This is a genomic window from Tepidimonas aquatica, from assembly GCF_007556585.1.
Taxonomy (GTDB): Bacteria; Pseudomonadota; Gammaproteobacteria; order Burkholderiales; family Burkholderiaceae_C; genus Tepidimonas; species Tepidimonas aquatica.
On the sequence record NZ_VJNA01000004.1, the window covers coordinates 90,394 to 115,082 of the forward strand.

A 24,689-nucleotide genomic window follows, 5' to 3' on the forward strand; every position below is an offset into this window, starting at 1 on the left:
ACAAAACACAAAGCCGCCCGGCGGGGCGGCTTGCGATCACCGTGGGCCCATGCAGGGCCACGACGTTGGCGGAGCGGACGGGGCTCGAACCCGCGACCCCCGGCGTGACAGGCCGGTATTCTGACCAACTGAACTACCGCTCCAGTTGTGTGGCGACCCTACGGGGATTCGAACCCCGGTACTCACCGTGAAAGGGTGATGTCCTAGGCCTCTAGACGATAGGGTCGTCGACGATGCGAAAACGTTGGCGGAGCGGACGGGGCTCGAACCCGCGACCCCCGGCGTGACAGGCCGGTATTCTGACCAACTGAACTACCGCTCCAGTTGTGTGGCGACCCTACGGGGATTCGAACCCCGGTACTCACCGTGAAAGGGTGATGTCCTAGGCCTCTAGACGATAGGGTCGTCGACGATGCGAAAACGTTGGCGGAGCGGACGGGGCTCGAACCCGCGACCCCCGGCGTGACAGGCCGGTATTCTGACCAACTGAACTACCGCTCCAGTTGTGTGGCGACCCTACGGGGATTCGAACCCCGGTACTCACCGTGAAAGGGTGATGTCCTAGGCCTCTAGACGATAGGGTCATGTATCCTGTGGTGGAGGTAAGCGGGATCGAACCGCTGACCTCTTGCATGCCATGCAAGCGCTCTCCCAGCTGAGCTATACCCCCACGGGCCTCGATGGCTTGCACGCGGCTGCTGCTTGTAGCGCTGCAGCGTTGTGCGCTGTCGAGACTTGCATTATAGCCATAAATCGACGCGTTTTTCGTGCGGGCGGCACAAATACGGTCGAGGCGCCCTCACGCCGCGGCCAGCCGCGCCAGCACGTCCTCGCGCCGGTGCAGCGCCAGCACCGCGTCCACCGACGGCGTCTGCGCCACCCCCATCACCAGCACGCGCACCGGCATGGCCAGCTGCGGCATCTTGAGGCCATGCGCGGCGAGCGTGGCCTTCAGCGCCGCGGCGATGTCGGCCGCCGTCCACGGCACGTCGCTCAAACGCTGGCGCAGCTCGGCCAGCGCCGGGCGCACGGCGTCGGTCACGTGCTGCGCCAGGTCCTCGGCGCGCGGCGTGGGCGTGGCGTAGTACGGCTGCGCCCAGTCGGCCAGCGCCACCGTGGTGTCGCAGCGGTCTTTGAACAGGCCGCAAATGGCAGCCAGCCGCTCGTCGGCCGCGAGCCCACGGCGGGCGAGCTGCTCGGCCACCAGCGGGGCGAGCCGCTCGTCCGGCGTCATCTTGATGTGCTGCGCGTTGACCCAACGCAGCTTGGCTTCGTCGAACTGCGCCGCGCTCTTGCCCAGGTGGTCGAGGTCGAACCACTGCAGGAACTGCTCGCGCGTGAAGATCTCGTCGTCGCCGTGGCTCCAGCCCAGGCGCGCCAGGTAGTTGATCATGGCGTCGGGCAAAAAGCCCGCGTCACGGTACCAGGTGACCGGCTTGGCGCCGTGGCGCTTGCTCATCTTTTCGCCGTGTTCGTTGAGCACCGTGGGCAGGTGCGCGTACACCGGCGGCTCGTGCCCCAGCGCGCGAAAGATGTTGATCTGGCGCGGCGTGTTGTTGACGTGGTCGTCGCCGCGGATGACGTGCGTGATGCGCATGTCGATGTCGTCGACGACGACGCAAAAGTTGTAGGTGGGCGTGCCAATGTCACCCAGCGGCGCCTGGCGCGCGATCACCAGGTCGTCCAGCTCGTCGTTACGGATTTCGATGCGGCCCTTGACCTTGTCGACCCACACGACGCTGCCGCCCAGGGGGTTTTTGAAGCGGATCACCGGCAGCACGCCAGCGGGCGGCGTGGGCAGCGCCTTGCCCGGCTCCGGACGCCAGGTGCCGTCGTAGCGCGGTTTGAGCTTGGCGGCCATCTGACGCTCGCGCAACGCGTCGAGCTCCTCGGGCGTCATGTAGCAGTGGTACGCCAGCCCGGCTTGCAGCATCTCGGCGATGACCTGCTTGTAGCGCGCCATGCGCTGCATCTGGTAGTACGGCCCCTCGTCGGGCGTCAGGCCCAGCCACTGCATGGCCTGCAGGATGACGTCCACCGCCTCTTGCGTGGAGCGCTCCTGGTCGGTGTCTTCGATGCGCAGGATGAAGTCGCCACCATGGCGGCGCGCAAACGCCCACGGGTACAGCGCCGAGCGGATGTTGCCCAGGTGGATGAAGCCGGTGGGTGACGGGGCAAATCGGGTGCGGATACGGGTTGTCATGATGGCTACGCTTGGGGCATGGGAGGGAGCGTCAGACCAGCGCGTCGAGGCCGCGTGACAGATCGGCCACGATGTCGTCCAGGTGCTCCAGGCCGACCGAGATGCGGATGAGCGCCTGCGAGATGCCCGCGGCCTGGCGCTGCGCTTCGCTGAGGCGCCCGTGCGAGGTGCTGGCCGGATGCGAGCACAGGGTTTTGGTGTCGCCCAGGTTGGTCGACAGCGACAGGGTTCGCAGCGCGTCCAGCACCGCAAAGGCCCGCACGCGCCCCTGCTCGGGCGTGTCGGCGCGCACCTCGAAGGCCACGATGGCGCCGCCGCAGCCGGACTGCTGGCGCATGGCCAGCGCATGCTGCGGGTGGCTTGGCAGGCCGGGGTGGTGCACCCGCGCCACCGCCGGATGCGCCTGCAGCCACTGCGCCAGCGCCAGCGCCGTGGCGCTTTGCGCCTGCATGCGGATCTGCAGCGTCTCCAGCCCCTTGAGCACGACCCAGGCGTTGAACGGTGCCAGCGTCATGCCGGCGCTGCGCAGCACGGGCAAGAAGGTCTCGTCCACCAGCGCTCGGCGGGCACACAGGGCACCCGCCATGACGCGCCCCTGCCCGTCCAGAAACTTGGTGCCGGAGTGCACAACGATGTCAGCCCCCCACTGCACCGGCCGCTGCAGCGCCGGCGTGGCAAAGCAGTTGTCCACCGCCAGCAGCGCGCCGGCGGCGTGCGCGATGTCGGCCAGCGCGGCGATGTCGCACACCTCGGTCAGCGGGTTGGTGGGGGTTTCGGCCAGCAGCAAGCGGGTTTCGGGCCGCACGGCGGCGCGCCATGCGTCGAGGTCGGTCTGCGGCACAAAGGTGGACTGCACACCGAACTTGGCCAGGTCGGTGCCGATCAGTTTGATCGTGGCACCGAACATCGACTGCGAGCACACCACGTGGTCCCCGGCCTTCAGCAAGCCCAGGCACAGCATCAGAATCGCCGCCATGCCCGATGATGTGGCGATCGCCGCCTCGGTGCCCTCCAGCGCCGCCAGGCGCTGTTCGAAACTGCTGGTGGTGGGGTTGCCGTAGCGGGCGTAGGTGTAACCCTCCTCGTCGCCGGCAAACCGCGCCGCGGCAGCTTCGGCGCTGGGCTGCACGTAACCGCTGGTCAGGTACAGCGCTTCGGCGTTTTCGCCGTACGGCGAGCGCGGCACCGCCACCCTCACCGCGGCGGTTTGCGGGTGCCAGGCGCAGGGGGTGTTCGCCGGCGCGGGCGCCGGCGGGTGTTGGCTTGGCTCCACTCACACCTCCTGCGCGTTAGGCAGCGTCAGCCGCGTGCCAGCGGCGCTGTCATCGTCGTCGCCCGCGCCGCTGCGCGGGGCGTTGAGGGCCGCCACCGTCTCCAGCGTCACGTCGCCGGTGATGTAATCGCCATCGAAGCACGACGCCTCGAACCCCGCCAGCGTGGGGTTGAGGGCACCGACGGCGCGCTTCATCGCCTCGACATCCTGGTAAATCAGCGCATCGCAGCCGATCAGTTGGCGCACTTCCTCGACGCTGCGACCGTGCGCCACGAGTTCTTCCTGCGTCGGCATGTCGATGCCGTAGACGTTGGGGTAGCGTACCGGCGGCGCGGCGCTGGCCAGGTACACCTTGCGCGCGCCCGCTTCACGCGCCATTTGCACGATCTCGCGGCTGGTGGTGCCACGCACGATGGAGTCGTCCACCAGCAGCACGTTGCGGCCAGCGAATTCGCTGGCGATGACGTTGAGCTTTTGCCGCACGGACTTTTTGCGCACCGCCTGCCCGGGCATGATGAAGGTGCGCCCGACGTAGCGGTTTTTGACAAAACCCTCGCGGTACGGGCGGCCGATCAAGCGCGCCACCTCCATCGCCGCCGGACGGCTGGACTCCGGAATCGGGATGACGGCGTCGATGTCGGGTGGGGGCACCGTCGAAATCACCCGCGTGGCCAACGCCTCGCCCATGTTGAGCCGCGCCCGGTACACCGAAATGCCGTCGATGACCGAGTCGGGCCGCGCCAGGTAAACGAATTCAAAAATGCACGGGTGGTGACGTGGGTCGTCGGCGCACTGGCGGGCGTGGATCTGGCCGTCCAGCGTCACGAAGATCGCCTCGCCGGGGGCCACGTCGCGCTCGAAACGGTGACCGGTGCCCTCCAGCGCCACCGACTCGCTGGCGGCCATCACGGTGCCGTCGGGGCCGCGCCCGATGCACAGCGGCCGGATGCCGAACGGGTCGCGCACCACCAGCATGCCGTGGCCGGCGATCAGCGCCACCAGCGCGTAGCTGCCTCGCACGCGCCGGTGCAGCGCGCGCACGGCCTCGAAAATCTCCTCCACCTGCAGCACCGCCCCACGCGAGGCACGCCCCAGCTCGTGCGCCAGCACGTTGAGCAGCACCTCGGAGTCGCTTTCGGTGTTGATGTGGCGATGGTCGGTCTGCACCAGCTCGCGCCGCAGCGCGTGGGCGTTGGTCAGGTTGCCGTTGTGCGCCAGCACCACGCCAAAGGGGGCGTTGACATAGAAGGGTTGGGCTTCTTCTTCGCTGGCAGCGTTGCCAGCGGTGGGGTAGCGCACCTGCCCGAGGCCGCAGTTGCCCGGCAGCGCACGCATGTTGCGCGTGCGAAAGACGTCGCGCACCATGCCTTTGGCTTTGTGCATAAAAAATTTGTAGCCAAGCTGCGTCACGATGCCGGCGGCGTCCTGGCCGCGGTGCTGCAACAGCAGCAACGCATCGTAGATGAGCTGGTTGACCGGTTGGGTGCTGACCACCCCGACGATGCCACACATGGCCTGGTCCCTTCACACCATAAGTTCACGGAAAATACACCGCCACGTCAGCCGGCACCAGCGTGCGCAGCGCCGCCAAAGCGGCCGCCAGCCAGCGCGCCCCCACCGACGCCTGCCAGGCTGCGGCGTACGCCAGCGGCGTCTGGTGCACCAGCAGCGCCACCGCCAGCAGCAGCACCACGGCGCGCAACGCCCCAAACGCAGCACCGAGCAACCGGTCCACCGGCCGCAGACCCAGCGCCGCCGCGCCGCGCTGCGCCAGCCAGGCCAACAGCCCCGCAGCCAGCACCACGCCGACGAACACCAACGCAAACCCCGCGGCGTAGCGCAGCGGCTCACCCCAGTCGTGCATCGGCAACTGTTGCGCGACCTGCAATCCCCAGCGCTGCGCCAGCACGAACGCCGCGCCCCAGCCCAGCAGCGCGATCGCCTCGTACACCAAGCCGCGCCATGCACCGATCAGCACCGAGGCGGCCAGCACCACCAGCAGCACGACGTCGATGGCGGCCATGCTCACAGCGTCAACACCGCCGCCGGCAGCCCCAAGCTTTTGACCTTGGCGGCCACCTTGTCGGCTTCGGCGCGGCTCTCAAACGGCCCGACGCGCACCCGGATGCGCTTCCCTTGCGGGGTGTCGGCGACGTGGGTGTAGGTCTTGAGCCCGGCGCTTTCCAGACGCTTGCGCACCTCTTGGGCGCGGGCTGGGTCGGCGTAGGCGCCCACCTGCACGACGATGCGAACCTTGACCTGCTCGGCCGCGGCCTCGGCGGGCCGCGGCGGCGGCGGCTGGGGTGGTGTGGGCGCGGGCGCGACCGCCGCTGGCGGCGCGGCGGGCGGCTGCGGTGCCGCCACGGGTTGCGCGGGTTGGCCGCTGGCCGCAGCGTGGGTGGAGGGCGGACTCGGGCTGGCCGCAGGCTGTGCGGGCTCAGGGTTGGTCGCTGGCGGCAGCACCGGCGCCGGCAACGGGGACGCCGGCTCGCGCGCAGGGATGTCGATCGTCACATCGACCGGCACCGGGCGCGGCTGCGCTTCCAGCAGCCAAGGCAGCAACACCAGTGCCGCCACCACCAGCACCGTAGCGCCAATGAGCCGCTGGCGCGCCTGCCGACGCAGCGCGTCGACGCTGGGGGCTTGACCGCCCGCTTCCGGGGTTGTGGCCGCGGTGTTGCGCGACGCGCGCGAGCCGAATGGAAACATGCCTTTAGGCCTGCAGGTGCTTGGCGCCCAGGCGGGGCAACCCATGTTGCAACACGCCACCCACCGTGTAAAACGATCCAAAAACAAGGATTCTACCAGCGGGGTCGGCTTGGGCCAGTGCGGCGTGCAGCGCCGTCACCGGGTCGGCATACACCTCGGCCACACGGTCACGCCGCTGCGTCAACCGCTGCCACTGCTCGCGCAGTGCCTCGGCACGGGCGGCGCGTGGGGTCGGCAGGTCACAAAAAAACCAGCCGTCCACCAGCGCATCCATGCGCGCTAGCATCGGCGCAACGTCCTTGTCGGCCATCGCGCCAAACACCGCCAGCGTCTGCGGGTAATACCCCTGGTCGTCCAGGTTGTGCCCCAGCGCCGCCACCGCATGGGGGTTGTGCGCCACGTCCAGCACCAACAGCGGCTCGCCAGGCACCACCTGAAAGCGCCCGGGCCACTGCACACTGGCCAGGCCTTGCCGCACCGCCTGCGCCGGCACGGGCAGCTGCGCGTGCAACGCCTCCAACGCGGCCAACACGCCGGCGGCATTGAGCAGCTGGTTGGCACCGCGCAACGCCGGGTACGCCAAGCCCGCGTAGCGCCGCGTGCGCCCCTGCCAGTGCCACTGCTGACGATCACCACTGTGGCGGAAGTCACGCCCCACCAGCCACAGGTCGGCGTCGATTTCGGTGGCGCGCGCCACCACGCTGCGCGGCGGCACCGGGTCGGACACGATGGCGGGCCGCCCGGTGCGCAGGATGCCAGCCTTTTCGTAGCCGATGGCCTCGCGGTCGGGGCCGAGGTACTCCATGTGGTCCAGGTCGATGCTGGTGATGATGGCGCAGTCGGCGTCCCAGAGGTTGACGGCGTCGAGCCGCCCGCCCATGCCCACTTCCACAATCAGCACATCGGGCTGGCACGCCAGCAGCGCATGCACACAGGCCAGCGTCGTGAACTCGAAGTAGCTCAGCGGCACGTCGCCTGCTTGGCGCCGCGCCGCTTCGACTGCCGCGAACGACGGAGTCAGGCGTGCGCTGGCCAGCGGCTCGCCCTGCCAGCGCGCGCGCTCTTCGAACTGCACCAGATGCGGCGACGTGTACAGCGCGGTGCGGTAGCCGGCTGCACGCGCGATCGCCTCCAGCATCGCGCAGGTGGAGCCCTTGCCGTTGGTGCCGGCCACCGTCACCACGGGGCAGCGCGGGCGCACCGCGGCGCCCAGCGCCTGCGCCACCGCCTGCACGCGCTCCAGGCCCAGCGTGATGCGCTGGCCATGCAGCCGTTCCAGGTGCGCCAGCCAGTCGGCCAGCGACGCATCGGCGGTGGGCGGGTCGATCGGTGCGGTCATGGTGGGCGGGATCATCGGCTTGGTCATGCAGGCAGCGCGCATTGTGCCCGACGCCACGCGGTGCACGCCCACCGCGGGGTCGGGTACCATCGGCGCATGGTGCGCGTGTACGGTATCCCCAACTGCGAAACGGTCAAACGGGCACGGGCCTGGCTGCAGGCGCAAGGCGTGGCCCACACCTTTCACGACTTCAAAAAACAAGGGCTGCCGCCCGAGCGGCTCGACGCCTGGTTGGCCACCCTGGGCTGGGAAGCGCTGCTGAACCGCCGCGGCACCACGTGGCGCCAGCTCGGCGAGGCCACGCGCGCCGCCGTGACCGACACCGCCAGCGCCCGCGCGCTGATGTTGACCAAGCCCAGCGTCGTGCGCCGTCCGGTGGTGGAGTGGCCTGATGGCACGGTCAGCGCCGGCTTCGACCCCGAAGACTGGGCGCGCCGGGTCTGACCCCGGCGTCGGCTGCGGCGGTGGGTACGCCTACAATCGGCGCACCATGAACGCCATCACCGAAACCCTGTCCGGCGTCGCCGTCAGCGCGCGCGCCAATGTGTATTTCGACGGCCAATGCGTCAGCCACACCGTCACCCTGTCCGACGGCACACGCAAATCGGTCGGTGTCATCCTGCCCGCCACGCTGACCTTCAACACCGGCGCGCCGGAGATCATGGAAGGTGTGGCCGGTCACTGCGAAGTGCTGCTGCCCGGCGCCTCCCAGTGGCAGCGCTTCGGCCCTGGTGAGCGCTTCGCCGTGCCGGGCCAGTCCAGCTTCCAGATCCGCGTCGAGGGCGAGCCGTACCACTACATCTGTCACTTCGGCTGAAGCCCCCCGGCCGCCGCGCCAGCGGCCCCGTTTGGCTTCCAACCGTGGAGCACGTCCCATGTCCACCATTTTGCAATCCCTGCCGGTCGGCCAAAAGGTCGGCATCGCCTTCTCGGGCGGCCTGGACACCAGCGCCGCGCTGCTGTGGATGCGCCAAAAGGGCGCCATCCCCTACGCCTACACGGCCAACCTGGGCCAGCCCGACGAACCGGACTACGACGCCATCCCCCAGCGTGCGCTGGCCTACGGCGCCGAAAAGGCACGCCTGATCGACTGCCGCCCGCAGCTCGCTGCCGAGGGGCTGGCGGCGCTGCAGTGCGGGGCGTTCCACATCAGCACCGCGGGCGTGACGTACTTCAACACCACCCCGATCGGACGCGCGGTCACCGGCACGATGCTGGTGGCGGCGATGAAGGAAGACGATGTCCACATCTGGGGCGACGGCAGCACCTACAAGGGCAACGACATCGAGCGCTTTTACCGCTACGGGCTGCTGACCAACCCGGCGTTGCAGATTTACAAGCCGTGGCTGGACCAGGCGTTCATCGACGAGCTGGGTGGCCGCAAGGAAATGAGCGAGTTTCTGATCCGCAACGGCTTCGACTACAAAATGTCGGTCGAAAAGGCCTACAGCACCGACAGCAACATGCTGGGCGCCACGCACGAGGCCAAGGATCTGGAGCACCTGAGCGCCAGCATCCGCATCGTCAACCCGATCATGGGCGTGCCGTTTTGGCGCGAGGACTGCGTCATCCAGCCCGAAGAGGTGACGGTGCGCTTCGAAGAAGGCCGTCCGGTGGCCCTCAACGGCCGCGAATACCCGGACCTGGTCGAGCTGTTCATGGAAGCCAACCGCATCGGCGGGCGCCACGGTCTGGGCATGAGCGACCAGATCGAAAACCGCATCATCGAAGCCAAGAGCCGCGGCATCTACGAGGCCCCGGGCATGGCGCTGCTGTTCATCGCCTACGAGCGGCTGGTCACCGGCATCCACAACGAAGACACCATCGAGCAGTACCGCGACAACGGCCGTAAGCTGGGGCGGCTGCTGTACCAAGGCCGCTGGTTCGATCCGCAAGCCATCATGCTGCGCGAGGCCGCCCAACGCTGGGTGGCGCGCGCCATCACCGGCGAAGTGACGCTGGAGCTGCGCCGCGGCAACGACTACTCGATCCTCAACACCGAAAGCCCCAACCTGACCTACCACCCCGAGCGGCTGACGATGGAAAAAGGCGCGTCGGCGTTCACCCCGCGCGACCGCATCGGCCAGCTGACGATGCGCAACCTCGACATCAGCGACACGCGCGACAAGCTCACCATCTACACCCAGGCCGGGCTGCTGGCCATCGGCCAGGACGGCGATTTGCTGAAGCTGGGTGGGTGATGGTTGGGCGGCCACGCGTGCCGCCGAGCGTCTTCACTGACCCAACTGCACCCACGCCACGATGCGCTGAGCCAGGCGTTTGGTGTTGCCGGGCGAGCGCAGCGCGCCGGCCAACACGTGTTGGTCGCGGTCGGTGCTGTCGTGCACTTCCTCCAGCAGCTTGGTCGGGCTACCCAACCGGTTGAACACGGCGCGCGTCAGCGCCGGGTCCACGGTGCGGTCGGCGGGGCTGTACAGCAACAGGATCGGCGTCCGTACCCGCCCCAGATCCGCCTCGCGCACGCGCTGCACCAGCGCCATCATCGGCAACAGCGCGTCCACCGGATAAACCCGTGTCCAACCGGCGTCGATACGTGCGTCGCCGCTGGGCGCCCCGACAGTGCCGCCGGTGATGGCGTGGGCGATCTGCCGCCCCCACGGGCCAAGCAGCCACTCGGTGCGTTTGTCGGCCGGGCCAAAGTTGGGCGAGATCCACACTTGAGCGTGGACCGTGGCGTCGACCAGCTCGGGGTGCAGCGCCAACCACGCCCCCAGGGTGGCCCCGGTGGAGGTACCGATGACCAGCACACGCTCGCCCAGCGCGCGGCCGATGCGCACCGCTTCCACGGCGTCGGCCAACCAGTCCTGCATCGTGGCCACCCCCAGCGCATCCGGCGGCAGCCCGTGACCAGCCAGGCGGGTATAAAACAGGTTGGCCCCCAGCGCCTGCGCCACCTGCTCGGCCAACGGGGCCGTCTCCACCCGGCTGGCGGTGAAGCCGTGTAGGTACACCACCGCCCACGGTGTGCGCTGCCCCGGTGGACCGTGCCAGACGATGCCCTTGGCCGCACCGGGCCGCAGCCCCATGTGCTGGGCTTCCTGCGTTGCGAGCCAAGCGTCCAGTTCGGCCGCAGCCAATGGGGGCACCGGCCGGGCAGTCGCTGCCTCGGGGCCGGCGTCGTAGCGCGGCCCCAGCCACCACAGCGCCGCCAGCGCCAGTGGCAGCACCCACAGCCAGCGCGCCCAGCGCAGCGACCCACGCTGGGCGCGCTGGCCGGGTAACCGCGTGTAACAAGCCTTTCGCATTGCAAGCCTCCTCTTGGCAACGGCGCGCCGGCCGCCAACAATCATTGTGAAGGCAAAACGCCCCGTTTCAGGAGATTGCATCCATGTGGCTCACCGCCCCGTTTGACCCCGCCACCGTCGACCGCATCAACCGCGCCCAGGCCGGCGTGGTGGCCGACCCGGTTCACCCATTGGTCTGTCTGCAGGCACGCGATGGCCGCCACGCCCTGGCCGGTGGTTACGTGGGCACGCTGGTGGCGCACCGGCAAGGGCTGGTATGCCCGACGTGCGGCCATGTGCAAAGCTGGCTGCCAGCCGCGGTGCTGCGGCAGGCTGAGCGTGCCGGCGATGTGTCCGCCGCCGCCCAGGCCATGCGCATTGAGCGCACGCGGCAAAGCGCGCTGGACGACTTCCGTCGCCTCGTGCGGGGCGGTCAGCTCAGCGCGCAGCCCATGGTGGACACCCTGGAAGCGATGGCGCCGCGCGTGAGCACCGGCGCCGACACCGAACTGGCCTTGGCCGCCTGACGCACGCGGCCACCAGCGGCCACTGCGCCATGGTCCGCCCGGACCCGCGTTCAACCGACCACGACGGGTTCAGGCTCCAGACGAATACCAAAACGTTCATAGACGCTGGTCTGGATCAGCCGTGCCAGCGTCATCACCTCCCCCCCGGTGCAGGGGTTGGTGGGGCCACCTAGGTTGACCAGCACCAGCGCCTGTTTTTCGTAGACCCCGGCACGGCCCACGGTTTTGCCCTTCCAGCCGCAGGCATCGATCAACCAACCGGCGGCCAGTTTGACACTGCCGTCGGGCATCGGGTAGTGCACGACGTGCGGGTCGCGCCCGATGATGTCGGCGCACTGCTCGGGCGTGACCGTCGGGTTTTTGAAAAAACTGCCCGCGTTGCCCAGCACCGCCGGGTCGGGCAGCTTGGCGCGCCGGATCTGGCACACCCAGTCGAACACCTGTTGCGGTGAGGGTTCGGTGATGCCCGTCTCGGCCACCTTGCGTTGCAGGTCGTGGTAGCCCAGCTCGACCCGCCAACGCTTGGGCAACCAAAAACGCACGCGTGTGATCAGCGCCCGGCCCTTGAGCCCCATGCCGCCGGCGTGGGGGCGCTCGTGCTTGAACACCGAATCACGGTAGCCAAAGGCACAGTGCTCATGGCGCAGTGTCAACGGCGCCCCTGTTTCCAGGTCGATGGCGTCCAACGAATGGAAGCGATCCTGCAATTCCACCCCGTAGGCGCCGATGTTTTGCACCGGGGCCGCGCCTACCGTGCCGGGAATCAGGGCCAGGTTCTCCAGGCCGGGCCAACCCTGTTGCAGGGTCCACGCGACGAAGTCGTGCCAACGCTCGCCAGCCCCCGCCTCGACCAACCAGCCGCGCGCGTCCTCGTGCACCAGCCGCCGCCCTGGGATTTCGACCTTGAGCACCAGCGCGCGCACGTCGCCCGTCAGCACGATGTTGCTGCCGCCGCCCAGAATGAACGTATCCTGCCAGCGCCAGTCGGGGTGGCGCACCAGCGCCAGCACATCGGCGTCGCTGCGTACGCGCGCCAACCGCATGGCGCGCGCGGCAATGCCGAACGTGTTGAGCCGCTGCAGCGGCACGTGATTCTCGACTACCATGCACGGCATTGTCGCAAACCCACCGCTGACCGATGGACGACCCGACCGACCGCTGGCTGACGCTGGAGCTGCGCCTGGCCGCTTTGCTGCACAACCCGCAACGCGGCGCCGATTGGAGCACGGCGTTGGACGCCGTGCTGCAGCAGGCCCGCGCCCTGCTGGGCGAGGACGAAGATGCGGGGCTGTATTGGCTGCTGCACGTCAGCGCCACCACACCGGTGGGCTACAGCACCGCCCATGCCTTGACGTGCTGGGCGCTGGCGCGGCTGCTGGCGGCGCCGTTGGGTCTGACGGAGCAGCAGGCCGACGCGCTGGAGCGTGCGGCCCTGACGATGAACATTGGCATGACGGCGCTGCAGGACGCCTTGGCGGCGCAACCCTACCCGCCCGACGCGCAACAGCGTGCGCTGATCGATACCCACGCGGCACGCGGGGCGCAGTGCCTGCGCGAGTGCGGCGTGCGCGACGCGGCCTGGCTGCACATCGTCGAGCACCACCATGAGCCCGACGTCACGGACCTGCCCACGCAGGTGCTGCAGCGCATCGACCGCTACGCCGCCCTGCTGAGCCCGCGCGTGTCGCGCAGTGGGCACGACGCGGTGCAGGGGGCACGGCAATTGCAGCCCCACGGCCCCGCCGACGACCCGATCCACCGCGCCTTGGTGACCACGTTGGGGGTGTGCCCGCCGGGGGCGTTCGTGCGGCTGCACGACGGCACGCTGGCGGTGGTGCTGCGCCGCAGCGGCCGGCCTGCCGAACCGTGGGTGGCGCGGGTGCAGGACGCCGAGGGTCGACCGCTGCCCGAGCCGCAGTGGCTCGACACGTCCGACCCCGCGCACGCCATCGCCGAGGCGCTGCCTGCCGCCGAGGTACGGCTGCGGCTGCCGCACGCCAGCCTGCTGCGGCTGGCGCGCCGTGCCTCAACGGCGCGGGCCGGGGGGTGACGCCGCGCCGTTGCGCTGGCCGATGCGGCTTTCCTGCCCGGCCAGCAGGCGCTGGATATTGCCCGCGTGGCGCCACAGCAGCAGCACCGCCATCGCCGCCACGGTGAACCCCTGCGGACCGCGCGCATCCCACAGCGTGCCGTCCAGCAACCCGTACAGCAACGGGGCAGCCACCGCCGCCACGATGGCCGCCAGCGACGAGTAGCGCGTGGTCAGCGCCACCGCGATCCAGGTGCCGACGACCAACACGCCCAGCCAGGGCTGCAGCGCCAGCAGCACACCGGCCGCGGTGGCCACGCCCTTGCCACCGCGGAAGCGGAAAAACACCGGAAACAAGTGCCCCGCGAACGCCGCCAACCCCACTGCGGCGACGACGCCATCGCCCAGGCCCCACGCCGCGCCCCAGCGCGCCACCAGCCACACCGGCAGCCAGCCTTTGGCAGCGTCCAGCAGCAAGGTCAGCGCCGCGGCGGCCTTGCTGCCCGAGCGCAGCACGTTGGTCGCGCCGGGGTTGCCGCTGCCGTAGGTGCGCGGGTCGGCCAACCCCATCAGGCGGCTGACCAACACGGCAAACGACAACGAACCGATCGCGTAGGCGAGCACGACCGCCAGCACGGCGGTCCACGAGGTCAGGTCGGGCACGAACGATACTCCTGCGGTTGCCCAAGCGATGGCGCGATTGTGCCAGCGTGCGCTCACTGCGCGGGGTCGCGCAGCTCCCAGCGGATGGCGTCGATGGCCCCCAGCAACTCCGGCGACAACGCAACCGGCCAGGCCGCAACACAGTCGTGCAACTGCTGCAGCGACGTCACACCGATGATGGTGCTGGCCACGCGCCAGTTGCGGTAGCAAAACGCCAGCGCCATCTGCGTGGGCGTCAGCCCGTGCTGGCGCGCCAGCGCGTTGTAGCGGCGCGCCGCGGCCAGCGCCTCGGGACGGCCCCAGCGCTGCTTGCGCATGCTCTCAAACAGCGCCAGCCGACCCTGTGGCGGACCGGCGTGCGCCAACCCCGTGTCGTCGTACTTGCCGGTCAGCAACCCAAAACCCAGCGGCGAGTACGCCAGCAACCCCACGCCCAACCGGTGGCAGGTCTCGTCCAGCGCGTTTTCGTAGCTGCGGTTGATCAGGCAATACGGGTTTTGCACGCTGACCACCCGCGGCAGCCCGTGCTGCTCGGCCAACCGCACGAACTCGTGCACGCCGTAGGGCGTCTCGTTGGACAGGCCGACGTAGCGCACCTTGCCCGCGCGCACCAGCGTGTCCATCGCTTCCAGTTGCTCCAGGATGCTGGCGCAGGGTTTGTCTTTGCTGGGGTCGAACGCCAGCGCGCCAAACATCGGCACGTTGCGCGCCGGCCAATGGATCTGGTACAGGTCGATGACGTCGGTGCGCAGCCGGCGCAGGCTGCCCTCGCAGGCGGCGATGATCTCGGCCTTGGTCAGGCCAGCCTGTTCGCCGCGAATCCAGGGCATGCCGCGCGAGGGGCCAGCGACTTTGGTGGCCAGCACGATGCGTTGCCGCACGCCAGGCCGCTGGGCCAGCCAGCGACCGATGATGGTTTCGGTGGCACCGTAGGTTTCGGCGCGTGCCGGCACCGAATACATCTCGGCGGTATCGATGAAGTCGATCCCCAACGCCAGCGCCTGGTCCAGGATGGCATGGGCGTCGGCCTCGCCGACTTGTTCGCCAAACGTCATCGTGCCCAGGCAAATGGGCGATACGCGCAGGTCGGGCGCCAGCGTCACAGGGGTCATGGCCATCGTCACGGAGTCCTCGGTGGGTTGCGTCATGTTCGGTCAGGGTTTGGTTGGGGGGTGGCGCGCTCGCGGGCGCGCGCCTCTTCCTGCAGGCGCAGTACGCGGCGCTGCACTTTGCCGGTGGCGGTCATCGGCAGCGCGTCGATGAATTCGATTTCTTTCGGGTACTCGTACGGCGCCAGCCGACCTTTAACGTGCTGTTGCAGCTCGGCCTCCAGCGGCGCGTCAAACGTCTCGGCGGGGTTGGCGCAGCGCGCCCGGCGCTCGGCCCACGCTGGGGCCAGCACCACGTAAGCCTTGACCACCGCGCCACGCTCGGGGTCGGGCTTGGGCACGACGGCGGCGTTGGCCACCGCCGGGTGCTTGAGCAGGCAGTTTTCGATTTCGCTGGGGCCGATGCGGTAGCCGGCCGACTTGAACACGTCGTCGGCGCGGCCCTGGTACCACAGGTAACCGTCGGCGTCCTGGATGGCCAAGTCGCCGGTGCGGCACCAGCTGTCGGCCGGATCGCCGGTGAACTTGGCCCGGGTGGCGGCGTCGTTGCCCCAGTAACCGAGGAAAAACACCGGATCGGGCTCACCGTGCACGTCGCGGCGGTGCACCGCCACCTCGCCCACCGTGCCGGGCGGCACGGGCTGGCCCGCTTCATCCAGCACCGCCACCCGGTGGCCAGGGTAAGCCCGGCCCATGCTGCCGGGGCGCGCCGGCCAGATGCGCGCGCAGTTGCCCACGACGTAGTTGATTTCGGTCTGACCGAACATCTCGTTGACGGTGACACCCAGCGCCTCCTGGCACCAGGTGAACACGGCGTCACCGACGGCCTCGCCGGCGCTCATGATGGCTTGCAGGTGCAAGCGGTGGTGGCGGCGCGGCTCAGGCACCGCCTTCATCATCGCTTTGAGCGCCGTCGGGAACAAAAAGGTGTGGGTGACGCGGTGACGCTGCAACAACGCAAACGCCTGCACCGGGTCGAACCGCCCCCGCCACGCGACGATTGGCCGCCCAAAATACAGCGTCGGCAGCAAGGCGTCCATCAGACCACCGGTCCAGGCCCAATCGGCCGGGCTCCAAAACACCGCCTCGCTCTTGACACGCGGGTCCCAGGGGTCGAAGCCAAACCAGTTCTGGCTGCACACGAAGCCGCTCAGGTTGCCGATCAACGCGCGGTGAGGGATCAGCGCGCCCTTGGGGTTGCCGGTGGTGCCACTGGTGTAGATCAGCACCGCGGGGTCGTCGGCCGCGGTGTCCTCGACTGCGGCCCGCTTGCGCAGGCCGACGCGGGCGCGTGGCCAGTCGATGACGTCGGGCTCGAACGCGCCGGTCAGCCCCACCACGTGGCGCAGCGCCGGGCAGCGGGCGCGCACCGCCTGCACGCCGGGGCCGGTGGCGTCGTCGACCAGCGCCACCACCGCGGCGCTGTCTTGCAAGCGAAACGCCAGCGCTTCAGGGCCAAACAGCTGCGACAGCGGCACCGCCACCGCGCCCAGTTGCAGCACGGCGGTGTAAGCCACCGCCGTCTCGAAGCGCTGCGGCAACACGATGGCCACGCGCTCGCCGCGTTGCACGCCCAGCAACCGCAACGCGTTGGCCAGCCGGTTGGCCTCGGCGGCCAGCTCGGCGTAGGTGTGTCGCTGCGGGCGCTGGTCGGGGCCGTCTTCGATGATGGCCACCGCCCCAGCGTGGCGGCGCCGCTGCGCCCAGCGGTGCACGCACGCTTGCGCGACGTTGAAGCGCGCTGGCACGTGCCAGCGGAAGTTGGCGTGCAACGCCGCGTACAGGTCCGGCGCCGCAGCAGGGGTGTCGTGCAGTTGACGTGGCATGGCAGCACGCGCTCCATGGTGTGGGGATAATGGTGCCAATGTACCAAGTCCTGCGACCTTCGCACAGCACCTTCGAGACGCTGCGCGGCGTGCGGCTGCACCTGCGCCACTGGGGCCAGCCACAGGCGCAGCAGCCCCCCGTGCTGCTGCTGCACGGCTGGATGGACGTGTCGGCGTCGTGGCAGTTCGTCGTCGATGCGCTGCGCACACCCCGGCTGTGCATCGCGCCCGACTGGCGCGGCTTTGGCCTCAGCACCGCCGCCCACCTGGACGTCGCGCACGCACCCCCGCCCTACGGCTTGGGCGACCACTACCTGTTCGCCGACTACTTGGGTGACCTGGACGCGCTGATCGAGCGGGTCAACCAACGCTTGGGGCGTGCGCTGGACGCGCCGGTAGACCTGGTGGGCCACAGCATGGGCGGCAACGTGGCCATGCTGTACGCCGGGGTGCGTCCGCAGCGGGTGCGCCGGCTGGTCAACCTGGAGGGCTTTGGGCTGCCCGCCACCGATCCGGCCCAGGCGCCGCGCCACCTGGCCCGCTGGCTGGACGAGCTGGCGGCCCTGCGGCGTGGCGACATCGTGCTGAAAACCTACCGCGGACGGCACGGCGTGGCGCAACGCCTGATGAAGACCAACCGCCGCCTGCCGCCGGAGCGCGCGCTGTGGCTGGCGCAGCACTGGGCGCGCCCGACCGACCCCACGCAGCCCGACGGCGAATGGGTCATCCTGGGTGACGTGGCGCACAAGGTGCGCGGCAGCCAGCCGTACCGGCTGGACGAGGTGCTGGCCATCTGGGCCGCCATCGAAGCGCCGGTGCTGGCGGTACAGGCCAGCGACGACAGCCTGGCGCAGTGGTTTCCACGCGGCGAGCACTCGCTGGCCGAGTACCATCGGCGCCTGCAGGTGGTTCGGCACTGCCGCATCGCCCACGTGAACGACGCCGGCCACATGCTGCACCACGACCAGCCGCAGCGCGTGGCCGAGTTGATCGAACAACACCTGGCGTGACGCCGCGCAGCGCGCACCGCGGGACGGCATCCCATCTGCCGCGCGCCGTGGCCGCGCGCCGACCGAGGACCGCACCTTGCCCAACACACACCATTGGCGCACCGACGTCCTGATGCTGCTGACCGCCGCGATCTGGGGCTCCACCTTCGTGGCCCAGCAACTGGGCATGGCCAGCGTTGGGCCGTTTGCCTACACCGCCGCGCGCATGACACTGGGGCTGGCGCTGATCGCGCCGCTGTGGTCGTGGCGCGGCGGCCCGTTTGCAGCCGTGCCGCGCGTGGACAGCACCGGGCTGTGGCGCGACGGCACGCTGCTGGGGTTGGTGCTGTTTGCCGCCATCAACCTGCAGCAGGTGGGGCTGCTGGGCACCAGCGTGTCCAACGCCGGCTTCATCACCGGCCTGTACGTGGTGTTGGTGCCGCTGCTGCTGGCGCTGGGCGGGCGACGCGTGGCGGCGCCGGTGTGGCTGGCGGTGGCGCTGGCCACGGCGGGGCTGTACCTGCTCAGTGTGCAGCCCGACGCCTCGATCGCCCCGGGGGACTGGTTGCAGCTCGGCGGCGCGCTGCTGTGGGCGGTGCATGTACTGCTGGTGGGCCGCTACGCACGGCGCCACGACGCCCTGCGCCTGGCCGTCGTGCAGTACGCGGTGGCGGCGGCGTTGTCGTGGGGGGGTGGCTGCGCTGCGCGCCGAGCCGATGGGACCGCAGGCGCTGTGGGCGGCCGCGGGCGCCATCGCCTGGGGTGGTGTGCTGTCGATCGGGGTGGCCTACACCCTGCAGGTGGTCGCGCAGCGCCACGCCCACCCCACCCACGCGGCCATCATCTACAGCAGCGAGGGGGTGTTTTCCGCGCTGGGTGGCTGGTGGGTGCTGGGTGAGGCCATCGGCCTGCGCGGTTGGACGGGCGCGGCGCTGATCGTGGCAGGCATGGTGGTGGCGCAGCTCGGACAGCGCGACTGACCCGCGCCGCTTCACCGTGGTGCGCCGGCACGCCCTGCACGGGGCGTGCAAGGCTGCGGACGCCGTGCGAAAATTGCACGTTTGTCAAGCCACTGAACACAGACTCAGTTTGCGACGGGAACACGCACGATGGAAGCCGAACGCCTCAACGCCCTTGCCAACCGATTGCAAGACCTGACGCAGCGCGTCGCCGACTTGCGGAGGTTTCTTTGACTACGATGCCAAGGCGCTGAAGCTGTCCGAGGTCAACGCCGCGCTGGAAGACCCGGGCGTGTGGAACGACCCCAAGCGCGCGCAGGAACTGGCCAAAGAAAAGAAGTCGCTCGAAGACGTGGTGCTGGTGCTGGACCGGCTGGCACAGGAGCTGGCCGACAACACCGAACTGTTCGAGATGTCGCGCGCCGAGGGTGACGACGCCGGGCTGGAAACCATCGAGGCCGACGTGGCGCGCATCGCGCCGGAGGTCGAAAAGCTCGAATTCCGGCGCATGTTCAACAACCCCGCCGACCCCAACAACTGCTTCATCGACATCCAGGCCGGTGCGGGCGGGACCGAAGCGTGCGACTGGGCGCAGATGCTGCTGCGCCAGTACCTGCGCTACGCCGAGCGCAAGGGCTTCAAGGCCACGGTCGAAGACGAGCAGCCCGGTGACACCGCCGGCATCAAGAGCGCGACCATCAAGGTCGAGGGCGACTACGCCTTCGGTCTGCTGCGCACCGAAACCGGCGTGCACCGGCTGGTGCGCAAGTCGCCGTTCGATTCTTCCGGCGGGCGCCACACCTCGTTCGCCTCGGTGTTCGTCTACCCTGAAATCGACGACTCGATCGAGGTCGAGATCAACCCCGCCGACGTGCGCGTCGACACCTACCGCGCCAGCGGCGCCGGCGGTCAGCACATCAACAAAACCGACTCGGCGGTGCGCCTGACGCACATCCCCACCGGCATCGTCGTCACCGCGCAGGACAGCCGCAGCCAGCACTCCAACCGCGACTTGGCGTGGCAGCGTCTGCGCTCCAAGCTGTACGAGATGGAGATGCGCAAGCGCATGGAAACGCAGCAGCAGCTCGAAGCCACCAAGACCGACGTCGGCTGGGGCCACCAGATCCGCAGCTACGTGCTGGACCAAAGCCGCATCAAGGACCTGCGCACCAACGTCGAAGTCTCCAATACGCAAAAAGTGCTGGACGGTGACCTCGACGTGTTCATCGAAGCCTCGCTCAAGCAAGGCGTGTGACCCCCAACCGCCCCCACTGGAACCACCCCATGACCGCTTTGCGTGAAGGCAGCCCCCGCATCGTGCGCCGCGAAGACTACGCGCCGCCGGCGTACTGGATCGACAGCGTCGATCTCACCTTCGACCTCGACCCGGCCAAAACCCGCGTGCTCAACCGCATGCGCGTGCGCCGCAACCCCGACGTGCCGGCGCAACCGCTGCGCCTGGATGGCGAAGAGCTCAACCTGGCCCGGGTGCTGGTCAACGGCCAGGGCACCAGCTTCAAGATGGACGGCGGCCAGCTCGTGCTGGAGGCGCTGCCCGAAGGCACCGAGCCGTTCGAGCTGGAGATCTTCACCACCTGCTGCCCGGAAAAAAACACCCAGCTGATGGGCCTGTACGTCAGCCAGGGCACGTTTTTTACGCAATGCGAGGCCGAGGGCTTTCGGCGCATCACCTACTTCCTGGACCGGCCCGACGTCATGGCCACTTACACCGTGACGCTGCGCGCCGACAAAGCCAAGTACCCCGTGCTGCTGTCCAACGGCAACCTGGTGGACAGCGGCGACCTGGACGGCGGGCGCCACTACGCCCGCTGGGAAGACCCGCACCGCAAACCGTGCTACCTGTTTGCGTTGGTGGCGGGCAAGCTCGTGTGCCGCAGCCAGCCCATCATCAGCCGCAGCGGCACCGAGCACCTGCTGCAAATTTACGTGCGCCAGGCGGACCTGGACAAAACCGAACACGCGATGCAGTCGCTGATGGCCGCCATCGCGTGGGACGAGACCCGCTTCGGCCTGCCGCTGGACCTGCAGCGCTTCATGATCGTCGCCACCAGCGACTTCAACATGGGCGCGATGGAAAACAAGGGCCTCAACATCTTCAACACCAAGTTCGTGCTGGCCAACCCGGCCACCGCCACCGACACCGACTACGCCAACATCGAGTCGGTGGTGGCGCACGAGTACTTCCACAACTGGACCGGCAACCGCGTCACCTGCCGCGACTGGTTCCAGCTCAGCCTCAAGGAAGGCCTGACCGTTTTTCGGGACCAGGAGTTCAGCCAGGACATGGCGGGCAGCCCCTCGGCGCGCGCGGTCAAGCGGATTGAAGACGTGCGCGTGCTGCGCACCGCCCAGTTCCCCGAGGACGCCGGCCCGATGGCGCACCCGGTGCGCCCGGACCAGTACGCCGAAATCAACAACTTCTACACCGTCACCGTCTACGAAAAAGGCGCTGAGGTGGTGCGCATGATGCAAACCCTGGTGGGCCGCGAGGGGTTTGCGCGCGGACTCAAGCTGTACTTCGAGCGCCACGACGGCCAGGCCGTCACCTGCGACGACTTCGCCCAGGCCATGGCCGACGCCAACCCCGACAGCCCCTTGGCGCAACACCTGGAGGCGTTCAAGCGCTGGTACGCGCAGGCCGGCACACCGCGCGTGCGCGCCCAGGGCCAGTTCGACCCCGAGCGGGGCACCTACACACTGACACTGCGCCAAAGCTGCCCACCGACGCCGGGGCAGCCGACCAAAGCGCCGTTCGTCATTCCCGTGGCGATGGGCCTGTTGGACCATCAAGGCCACGCCCTGCCCGGCACCGAACGGCTGGTGGTGCTGCACGAGCCCGAGACCACCGTCGTCTTCGAGGGGATGGACGCCGCCCCGGTGCCGTCGCTGCTGCGGGGTTTTAGCGCGCCGGTGATCCTGGAGCATGACCTCAGCGACGATGAGCTGCTGGTGCTGCTGGCGCACGACACCGACCCGTTCAACCGCTGGGAAGCCGGCCAGCAACTCGCGCTGCGCCGTGCCTTGGCCGCGGTGCGCGCCGCGGGCCCCGTGCACGAGCCGCTCGACGGCGCTTTCCTCGAGGCGATGCGCGCCGTGCTGCGTCACCCCGCGCTGGATGCGGCCTTCAAGGAGCTGGTGCTGACGCTGCCGGCCGAGACCTACATCGCCGAGCAGCTCGACGAGGTGGACCCGCAGCGCATCCACGCCGTGCGTGAAGCGATGCGGCGTCAACTGGCGCACGCCCTGCACGACGACTGGGTGTGGGCCTACGAGCAGCACAAGGACAACGGCGCCTACCGCCCGGACGCCTTCAGCGCTGGCCGACGCGCGCTGACGGGCCTGGCGCTGCACATGCTGTGCCTGGCCGCGCGTGACAACGGCAACCCGGTGTGGCCGGGCAAGACCTACCAGCGCTTCAAGGACGCGACCAACATGACCGACCGCTACCAGGCGTTGAGCGCGCTGGTGACGGCCGGCCACGAACTGGGGCAGCGCGCGCTGGCGCAGTTCCACGACCGCTTCCACGCCGAAGAGCTGGTGCTGGACAAGTGGTTTGCGCTGCAAGCCGGCGCCCCCGACCGCGACGGCGACGCGCTGCCACGCGTGCAGGCGCTGCTGCAGCACCCGGACTTCAACCTGCGCAACCCCAACCGCGCGCGCAGCCTCATCAGCACCTTCTGTCACGCCAACCCGGCGGGCTTGCATCGCGCCGACGGTGCGGGCTACGCGTTTTGGCGCGACCGGGTGCTGGAGATCGACGCGTTCAACCCGCAGGTCGCCGCGCGCCTGGCGCGTGCGTTGGACCGCTGGCGCAAACTGGCCGAGCCTTACCGCAGCGCGGCGCGCGCCGCCATCGAAGCGGTGGCCGCGCACGAGGGCCTCAGCACCGACGTGCGCGAAGTTGTCAGCCGCGCCTTGGCCGATTGACACCCCAGGAGCCTCACGATGACCCCCAGCTCTGTGTCCCTGACCCGCTACCTGATCGAGCAGCAGCGCGTGCACGGCGCCATCACGCCGCAGCTGCGGCTGCTGCTGGAAGTCGTCGCGCGCGCCTGCAAGCGCATCGCCATCGCCGTTGGCAAAGGCGCGCTGGGCGGGGTGTTGGGCAACGCCGGCACCGAGAATATCCAGGGCGAGGTGCAAAAAAAGCTCGACGTCATCGCCAACGAGGTGCTGATCGAAGCCAACGAATGGGGCGGCCACCTGGCGGCGATGGCCTCCGAAGAGCTCGACGGCATCCACCCCATCCCCAACCGCTACCCGCAGGGCGAATACCTGCTGCTGTTCGACCCGTTGGACGGCTCCAGCAACATCGATTGCAACGTCAGCATCGGCACCATCTTCTCGGTGCTCAAGCGCCAGCACGACGACCCCACCGTCATCGAGCCGGTCAGCGAGACCGACTTCCTGCAGCCCGGCCGCGAGCAGGTCGCCGCTGGCTACTGCATCTACGGTCCGCAGACGACGCTGGTGCTCACCGTCGGCAACGGCGTGGCGATGTTCACGCTCGACCGCGAACAGGGCGCCTGGGTGCTGATCCAGGACCAGGTGCGCATCCCCGAAGACACGCGCGAGTTCGCCATCAACATGAGCAACTGGCGCCACTGGGCCGCACCGGTGCGCCGCTACATCGAAGAATGCCTGGCGGGCAAGGACGGCCCGCGCGGCAAGGACTTCAACATGCGCTGGATCGCCAGCATGGTGGCCGATGTGCACCGCATCCTGACGCGCGGCGGCATCTTCATGTACCCGTGGGACAAACGCGAGCCCCACAAGCCCGGCAAGCTGCGCCTGATGTACGAAGCCAACCCAATGGGCTGGATCGTCGAGCAGGCGGGGGGCGCCGCCACCGACGGGCGCCGGCGCATCCTGGACATCGAACCGCGCGGTCTGCACGACCGCGTCGCGGTGATCTTGGGCTCCAAAAACGAAGTCGAGCGTGTCACCCGCTACCACCACGAAGCGGACGCGCAGCAGGCCTCCACCACGGTATAATGCGAGCTTTGCAGCGATACTGCCCGCCCCGGGTTGGCAAGTCGCCTGGCCGCAATAGCTCAGCTGGTAGAGCAACTGATTCGTAATCAGTAGGTCGGAGGTTCGAATCCTCTTTGCGGCACCACACGCTACTCACGGCCCAGCCCCCAAGCGCGTTATGCGCCAGGGCCGTTGCAATCACCAAACCGCCATGTCGCCCTGTGTGCGCATGGCGGTTTGTTGTTTTTTGAGGCGCTGTGTGGTCATGCCCCGCGCCATCCTTGGGCCACAATGCCGCCCGACGTCCCCCCGCTTTCAGTAGCGGTTCGATCTAGAGTCCGGGTTGGATGGTAGCCGATGCCAGTTGCCTGGCGTAGGCGCTCGGTGTCAGTCCGCCCAATGCCTTCTTGGGTCGCTCCTCGTTGTACTCCCGGCGCCAGGTTTCGATGACGGTCCGGGCGTGCAGCAGGTGGGTGAACCAGTGCTCGTTGAGACACTCGTCGCGCAGACGGCCGTTGAAGGATTCGACGTAGGCGTTCTGGTTCGGCTTGCCGGGTTGGATCAGACGAAGTTGCACACCACGTTCGTGCGCCCAGGTGACCAGGGCCTTGCCGCAGAACTCCTTGCCGTTGTCGGTACGGATCACCTGCGGTAGGCCGCGGGCGAGCGCCAGACGGTCGAGCACGCGCGTTACGCCTAGGGCCTGTTAACACTATCGCAACGATTCGACGATCAGTGCGAAGTGGATGAAGGCCGCGAACATGACGTCGAGCTTGTCGAAGCGGCTGAAGATGCGGCGGAACCCTTTCAGACGGCGGAACAG

Annotated in this window: 21 protein-coding genes, 8 tRNA genes and 3 pseudogenes; 12 read left to right on the forward strand and 20 right to left on the reverse strand. The window is 68.9% G+C overall.

Annotation, left to right across the window (positions count from 1 at the left end):
* Positions 1–66 precede the first annotated feature (66 nt).
* The 13 genes from Taqua_RS02320 to folC form a co-directional block, all read right to left on the reverse strand.
* Positions 67–143: transfer RNA gene (locus tag Taqua_RS02320), tRNA-Asp, on the reverse strand.
* 7 nt (positions 144–150) lie between these two features.
* A tRNA-Glu gene (locus tag Taqua_RS02325) sits at positions 151–226 on the reverse strand.
* A gap of 19 nt (positions 227–245) precedes the next feature.
* Positions 246–322, reverse strand: a tRNA-Asp gene (locus tag Taqua_RS02330).
* Positions 323–329: 7 nt separating this feature from the next.
* Positions 330–405 (reverse strand) — tRNA-Glu (locus Taqua_RS02335).
* 19 nt (positions 406–424) lie between these two features.
* A tRNA-Asp gene (locus Taqua_RS02340) sits at positions 425–501 on the reverse strand.
* 7 nt (positions 502–508) lie between these two features.
* Positions 509–584, reverse strand: a tRNA-Glu gene (locus tag Taqua_RS02345).
* A gap of 10 nt (positions 585–594) precedes the next feature.
* A tRNA-Ala gene (locus Taqua_RS02350) sits at positions 595–670 on the reverse strand.
* A 129-nt stretch (positions 671–799) separates the two neighbouring features.
* Positions 800–2,203 (reverse strand): glutamate--tRNA ligase, encoded by a 1,404-nt coding sequence (gene gltX / locus Taqua_RS02355; protein ID WP_144324416.1) that lies wholly within the window; start codon positions 2,201–2,203, stop codon positions 800–802.
* 31 nt (positions 2,204–2,234) lie between these two features.
* Entirely contained in the window at positions 2,235–3,476 is a 1,242-nt protein-coding gene (locus Taqua_RS02360; RefSeq protein WP_144324417.1) for an O-succinylhomoserine sulfhydrylase, read from the reverse strand.
* Entirely contained in the window at positions 3,477–4,988 is a 1,512-nt protein-coding gene (gene purF, locus Taqua_RS02365) for an amidophosphoribosyltransferase (RefSeq protein WP_144324418.1), read from the reverse strand.
* 25 nt (positions 4,989–5,013) lie between these two features.
* A complete protein-coding gene (locus Taqua_RS02370) occupies positions 5,014–5,499 on the reverse strand; it encodes a CvpA family protein (RefSeq protein ID WP_144324419.1) in 486 nt (161 codons plus the stop codon).
* Between the two features lie 2 nt (positions 5,500–5,501).
* Entirely contained in the window at positions 5,502–6,185 is a 684-nt protein-coding gene (locus tag Taqua_RS02375; RefSeq protein ID WP_144324420.1) for an SPOR domain-containing protein, read from the reverse strand.
* Between the two features lie 4 nt (positions 6,186–6,189).
* Entirely contained in the window at positions 6,190–7,524 is a 1,335-nt protein-coding gene (gene folC / locus Taqua_RS02380; protein ID WP_144324421.1) for a bifunctional tetrahydrofolate synthase/dihydrofolate synthase, read from the reverse strand.
* A 96-nt stretch (positions 7,525–7,620) separates the two neighbouring features.
* Between folC and Taqua_RS02385 the strand changes: the two genes are divergently transcribed.
* From Taqua_RS02385 to argG, 3 genes are read left to right on the forward strand one after another with little or no spacing between them, the layout of a single operon-like run.
* A complete protein-coding gene (locus Taqua_RS02385; protein ID WP_144324422.1) occupies positions 7,621–7,968 on the forward strand; it encodes an ArsC family reductase in 348 nt (115 codons plus the stop codon).
* Between the two features lie 46 nt (positions 7,969–8,014).
* On the forward strand, positions 8,015–8,341 hold the full coding sequence (gene ppnP / locus Taqua_RS02390; protein WP_144324423.1) for a pyrimidine/purine nucleoside phosphorylase: 327 nt from the start codon (positions 8,015–8,017) through the stop codon (positions 8,339–8,341).
* Positions 8,342–8,399: 58 nt separating this feature from the next.
* Complete coding sequence (gene argG, locus Taqua_RS02395; RefSeq protein WP_144324424.1) at positions 8,400–9,725, forward strand: argininosuccinate synthase; 1,326 nt, start codon at positions 8,400–8,402, stop codon at positions 9,723–9,725.
* A gap of 33 nt (positions 9,726–9,758) precedes the next feature.
* On the opposite strand, the gene Taqua_RS02400 is transcribed toward argG, so the two are convergent.
* Positions 9,759–10,790 (reverse strand): alpha/beta hydrolase, encoded by a 1,032-nt coding sequence (locus Taqua_RS02400; protein WP_185969536.1) that lies wholly within the window; start codon positions 10,788–10,790, stop codon positions 9,759–9,761.
* An 83-nt stretch (positions 10,791–10,873) separates the two neighbouring features.
* Between Taqua_RS02400 and Taqua_RS02405 the strand changes: the two genes are divergently transcribed.
* Positions 10,874–11,296: a hypothetical protein gene (locus Taqua_RS02405; protein ID WP_144324426.1), complete on the forward strand. Its 423-nt coding sequence runs from the start codon at positions 10,874–10,876 to the stop codon at positions 11,294–11,296.
* 50 nt (positions 11,297–11,346) lie between these two features.
* Here Taqua_RS02405 and murB read toward each other — a convergent pair whose 3' ends face one another.
* Positions 11,347–12,402 (reverse strand): UDP-N-acetylmuramate dehydrogenase, encoded by a 1,056-nt coding sequence (gene murB, locus Taqua_RS02410; protein WP_144324427.1) that lies wholly within the window; start codon positions 12,400–12,402, stop codon positions 11,347–11,349.
* Positions 12,403–12,434: 32 nt separating this feature from the next.
* Here murB and Taqua_RS02415 point away from each other — a divergent pair, with 32 nt between their 5' ends.
* Positions 12,435–13,346 carry an HD-GYP domain-containing protein gene (locus tag Taqua_RS02415; RefSeq protein WP_132961295.1) on the forward strand — a complete coding sequence of 304 codons (912 nt, stop codon included), beginning with the start codon at positions 12,435–12,437 and terminating at the stop codon, positions 13,344–13,346.
* Here the strand turns inward: Taqua_RS02415 and plsY are convergent.
* From plsY to Taqua_RS02430, 3 genes are all read right to left on the reverse strand, one after another.
* Entirely contained in the window at positions 13,323–13,979 is a 657-nt protein-coding gene (gene plsY, locus Taqua_RS02420; protein WP_132961464.1) for a glycerol-3-phosphate 1-O-acyltransferase PlsY, read from the reverse strand. The two genes, Taqua_RS02415 and plsY, sit on opposite strands and share 24 nt — an antisense overlap.
* 62 nt (positions 13,980–14,041) lie before the next feature.
* Complete coding sequence (locus Taqua_RS02425) at positions 14,042–15,100, reverse strand: aldo/keto reductase (protein WP_132961463.1); 1,059 nt, start codon at positions 15,098–15,100, stop codon at positions 14,042–14,044.
* A gap of 32 nt (positions 15,101–15,132) precedes the next feature.
* Positions 15,133–16,923 carry an acetate--CoA ligase gene (locus Taqua_RS02430; protein WP_132961294.1) on the reverse strand — a complete coding sequence of 597 codons (1,791 nt, stop codon included), beginning with the start codon at positions 16,921–16,923 and terminating at the stop codon, positions 15,133–15,135.
* Between the two features lie 38 nt (positions 16,924–16,961).
* On the opposite strand from Taqua_RS02430, the gene Taqua_RS02435 reads away from it, so the two are divergent.
* The 7 genes and pseudogenes from Taqua_RS02435 to Taqua_RS02460 all read left to right on the forward strand — a co-directional run bounded on the left by Taqua_RS02435 (position 16,962) and on the right by Taqua_RS02460 (position 24,011).
* Entirely contained in the window at positions 16,962–17,933 is a 972-nt protein-coding gene (locus tag Taqua_RS02435; protein WP_132961293.1) for an alpha/beta fold hydrolase, read from the forward strand.
* Between the two features lie 112 nt (positions 17,934–18,045).
* Positions 18,046–18,150: pseudogene (locus Taqua_RS13420) on the forward strand (EamA/RhaT family transporter); the annotation flags it as partial.
* A gap of 478 nt (positions 18,151–18,628) precedes the next feature.
* Positions 18,629–18,892, forward strand: a complete 264-nt coding sequence (locus Taqua_RS13425; protein WP_246094582.1) for an EamA family transporter — start codon at positions 18,629–18,631, stop codon at positions 18,890–18,892.
* Positions 18,893–19,021: 129 nt separating this feature from the next.
* Positions 19,022–20,126 (forward strand): peptide chain release factor 2 gene (gene prfB, locus Taqua_RS02445; RefSeq protein WP_144324428.1). Its coding sequence is split into 2 segments (ribosomal slippage): positions 19,022–19,102 and positions 19,104–20,126, totalling 1,104 coding nucleotides; the frame shifts between segments, so codons are not numbered across the junction.
* A gap of 29 nt (positions 20,127–20,155) precedes the next feature.
* Positions 20,156–22,819: an aminopeptidase N gene (gene pepN / locus Taqua_RS02450; protein WP_425472575.1), complete on the forward strand. Its 2,664-nt coding sequence runs from the start codon at positions 20,156–20,158 to the stop codon at positions 22,817–22,819.
* Positions 22,820–22,837: 18 nt separating this feature from the next.
* A complete protein-coding gene (locus tag Taqua_RS02455) occupies positions 22,838–23,887 on the forward strand; it encodes a class 1 fructose-bisphosphatase (RefSeq protein WP_144324429.1) in 1,050 nt (349 codons plus the stop codon).
* Between the two features lie 48 nt (positions 23,888–23,935).
* Positions 23,936–24,011 (forward strand) — tRNA-Thr (locus tag Taqua_RS02460).
* A gap of 186 nt (positions 24,012–24,197) precedes the next feature.
* Here the strand turns inward: Taqua_RS02460 and Taqua_RS02465 are convergent.
* Both Taqua_RS02465 and Taqua_RS02470 read right to left on the reverse strand, forming a co-directional pair.
* Positions 24,198–24,563 (reverse strand): annotated as a pseudogene (locus tag Taqua_RS02465) (integrase core domain-containing protein); the annotation flags it as partial.
* Positions 24,564–24,578: 15 nt separating this feature from the next.
* A pseudogene (locus Taqua_RS02470) lies at positions 24,579–24,689 on the reverse strand (IS5-like element ISCARN85 family transposase); the annotation flags it as partial.

Excerpts from the sequence above, each read along its gene's own strand:
- gltX (WP_144324416.1), bottom strand. The coding sequence starts at position 2,203 with ATGACAACCCGTATCCGCACCCGATTTGCCCCGTCACCCACCGGCTTC.
- purF (WP_144324418.1), bottom strand. The coding sequence starts at position 4,988 with ATGTGTGGCATCGTCGGGGTGGTCAGCACCCAACCGGTCAACCAGCTC.
- Taqua_RS02370 (WP_144324419.1), bottom strand. The coding sequence starts at position 5,499 with ATGGCCGCCATCGACGTCGTGCTGCTGGTGGTGCTGGCCGCCTCGGTG.
- Taqua_RS02375 (WP_144324420.1), bottom strand. The coding sequence starts at position 6,185 with ATGTTTCCATTCGGCTCGCGCGCGTCGCGCAACACCGCGGCCACAACC.
- folC (WP_144324421.1), bottom strand. The coding sequence starts at position 7,524 with ATGACCGCACCGATCGACCCGCCCACCGCCGATGCGTCGCTGGCCGAC.
- Taqua_RS02385 (WP_144324422.1), top strand. The coding sequence starts at position 7,621 with ATGGTGCGCGTGTACGGTATCCCCAACTGCGAAACGGTCAAACGGGCA.
- ppnP (WP_144324423.1), top strand. The coding sequence starts at position 8,015 with ATGAACGCCATCACCGAAACCCTGTCCGGCGTCGCCGTCAGCGCGCGC.
- argG (WP_144324424.1), top strand. The coding sequence starts at position 8,400 with ATGTCCACCATTTTGCAATCCCTGCCGGTCGGCCAAAAGGTCGGCATC.
- Taqua_RS02400 (WP_185969536.1), bottom strand. The coding sequence starts at position 10,790 with ATGCGAAAGGCTTGTTACACGCGGTTACCCGGCCAGCGCGCCCAGCGT.
- Taqua_RS02405 (WP_144324426.1), top strand. The coding sequence starts at position 10,874 with ATGTGGCTCACCGCCCCGTTTGACCCCGCCACCGTCGACCGCATCAAC.
- murB (WP_144324427.1), bottom strand. The coding sequence starts at position 12,402 with ATGGTAGTCGAGAATCACGTGCCGCTGCAGCGGCTCAACACGTTCGGC.
- Taqua_RS02415 (WP_132961295.1), top strand. The coding sequence starts at position 12,435 with ATGGACGACCCGACCGACCGCTGGCTGACGCTGGAGCTGCGCCTGGCC.
- Taqua_RS02425 (WP_132961463.1), bottom strand. The coding sequence starts at position 15,100 with ATGACCCCTGTGACGCTGGCGCCCGACCTGCGCGTATCGCCCATTTGC.
- Taqua_RS02430 (WP_132961294.1), bottom strand. The coding sequence starts at position 16,923 with ATGCCACGTCAACTGCACGACACCCCTGCTGCGGCGCCGGACCTGTAC.
- Taqua_RS02435 (WP_132961293.1), top strand. The coding sequence starts at position 16,962 with ATGTACCAAGTCCTGCGACCTTCGCACAGCACCTTCGAGACGCTGCGC.
- Taqua_RS13425 (WP_246094582.1), top strand. The coding sequence starts at position 18,629 with ATGGGACCGCAGGCGCTGTGGGCGGCCGCGGGCGCCATCGCCTGGGGT.
- pepN (WP_425472575.1), top strand. The coding sequence starts at position 20,156 with ATGACCGCTTTGCGTGAAGGCAGCCCCCGCATCGTGCGCCGCGAAGAC.
- Taqua_RS02455 (WP_144324429.1), top strand. The coding sequence starts at position 22,838 with ATGACCCCCAGCTCTGTGTCCCTGACCCGCTACCTGATCGAGCAGCAG.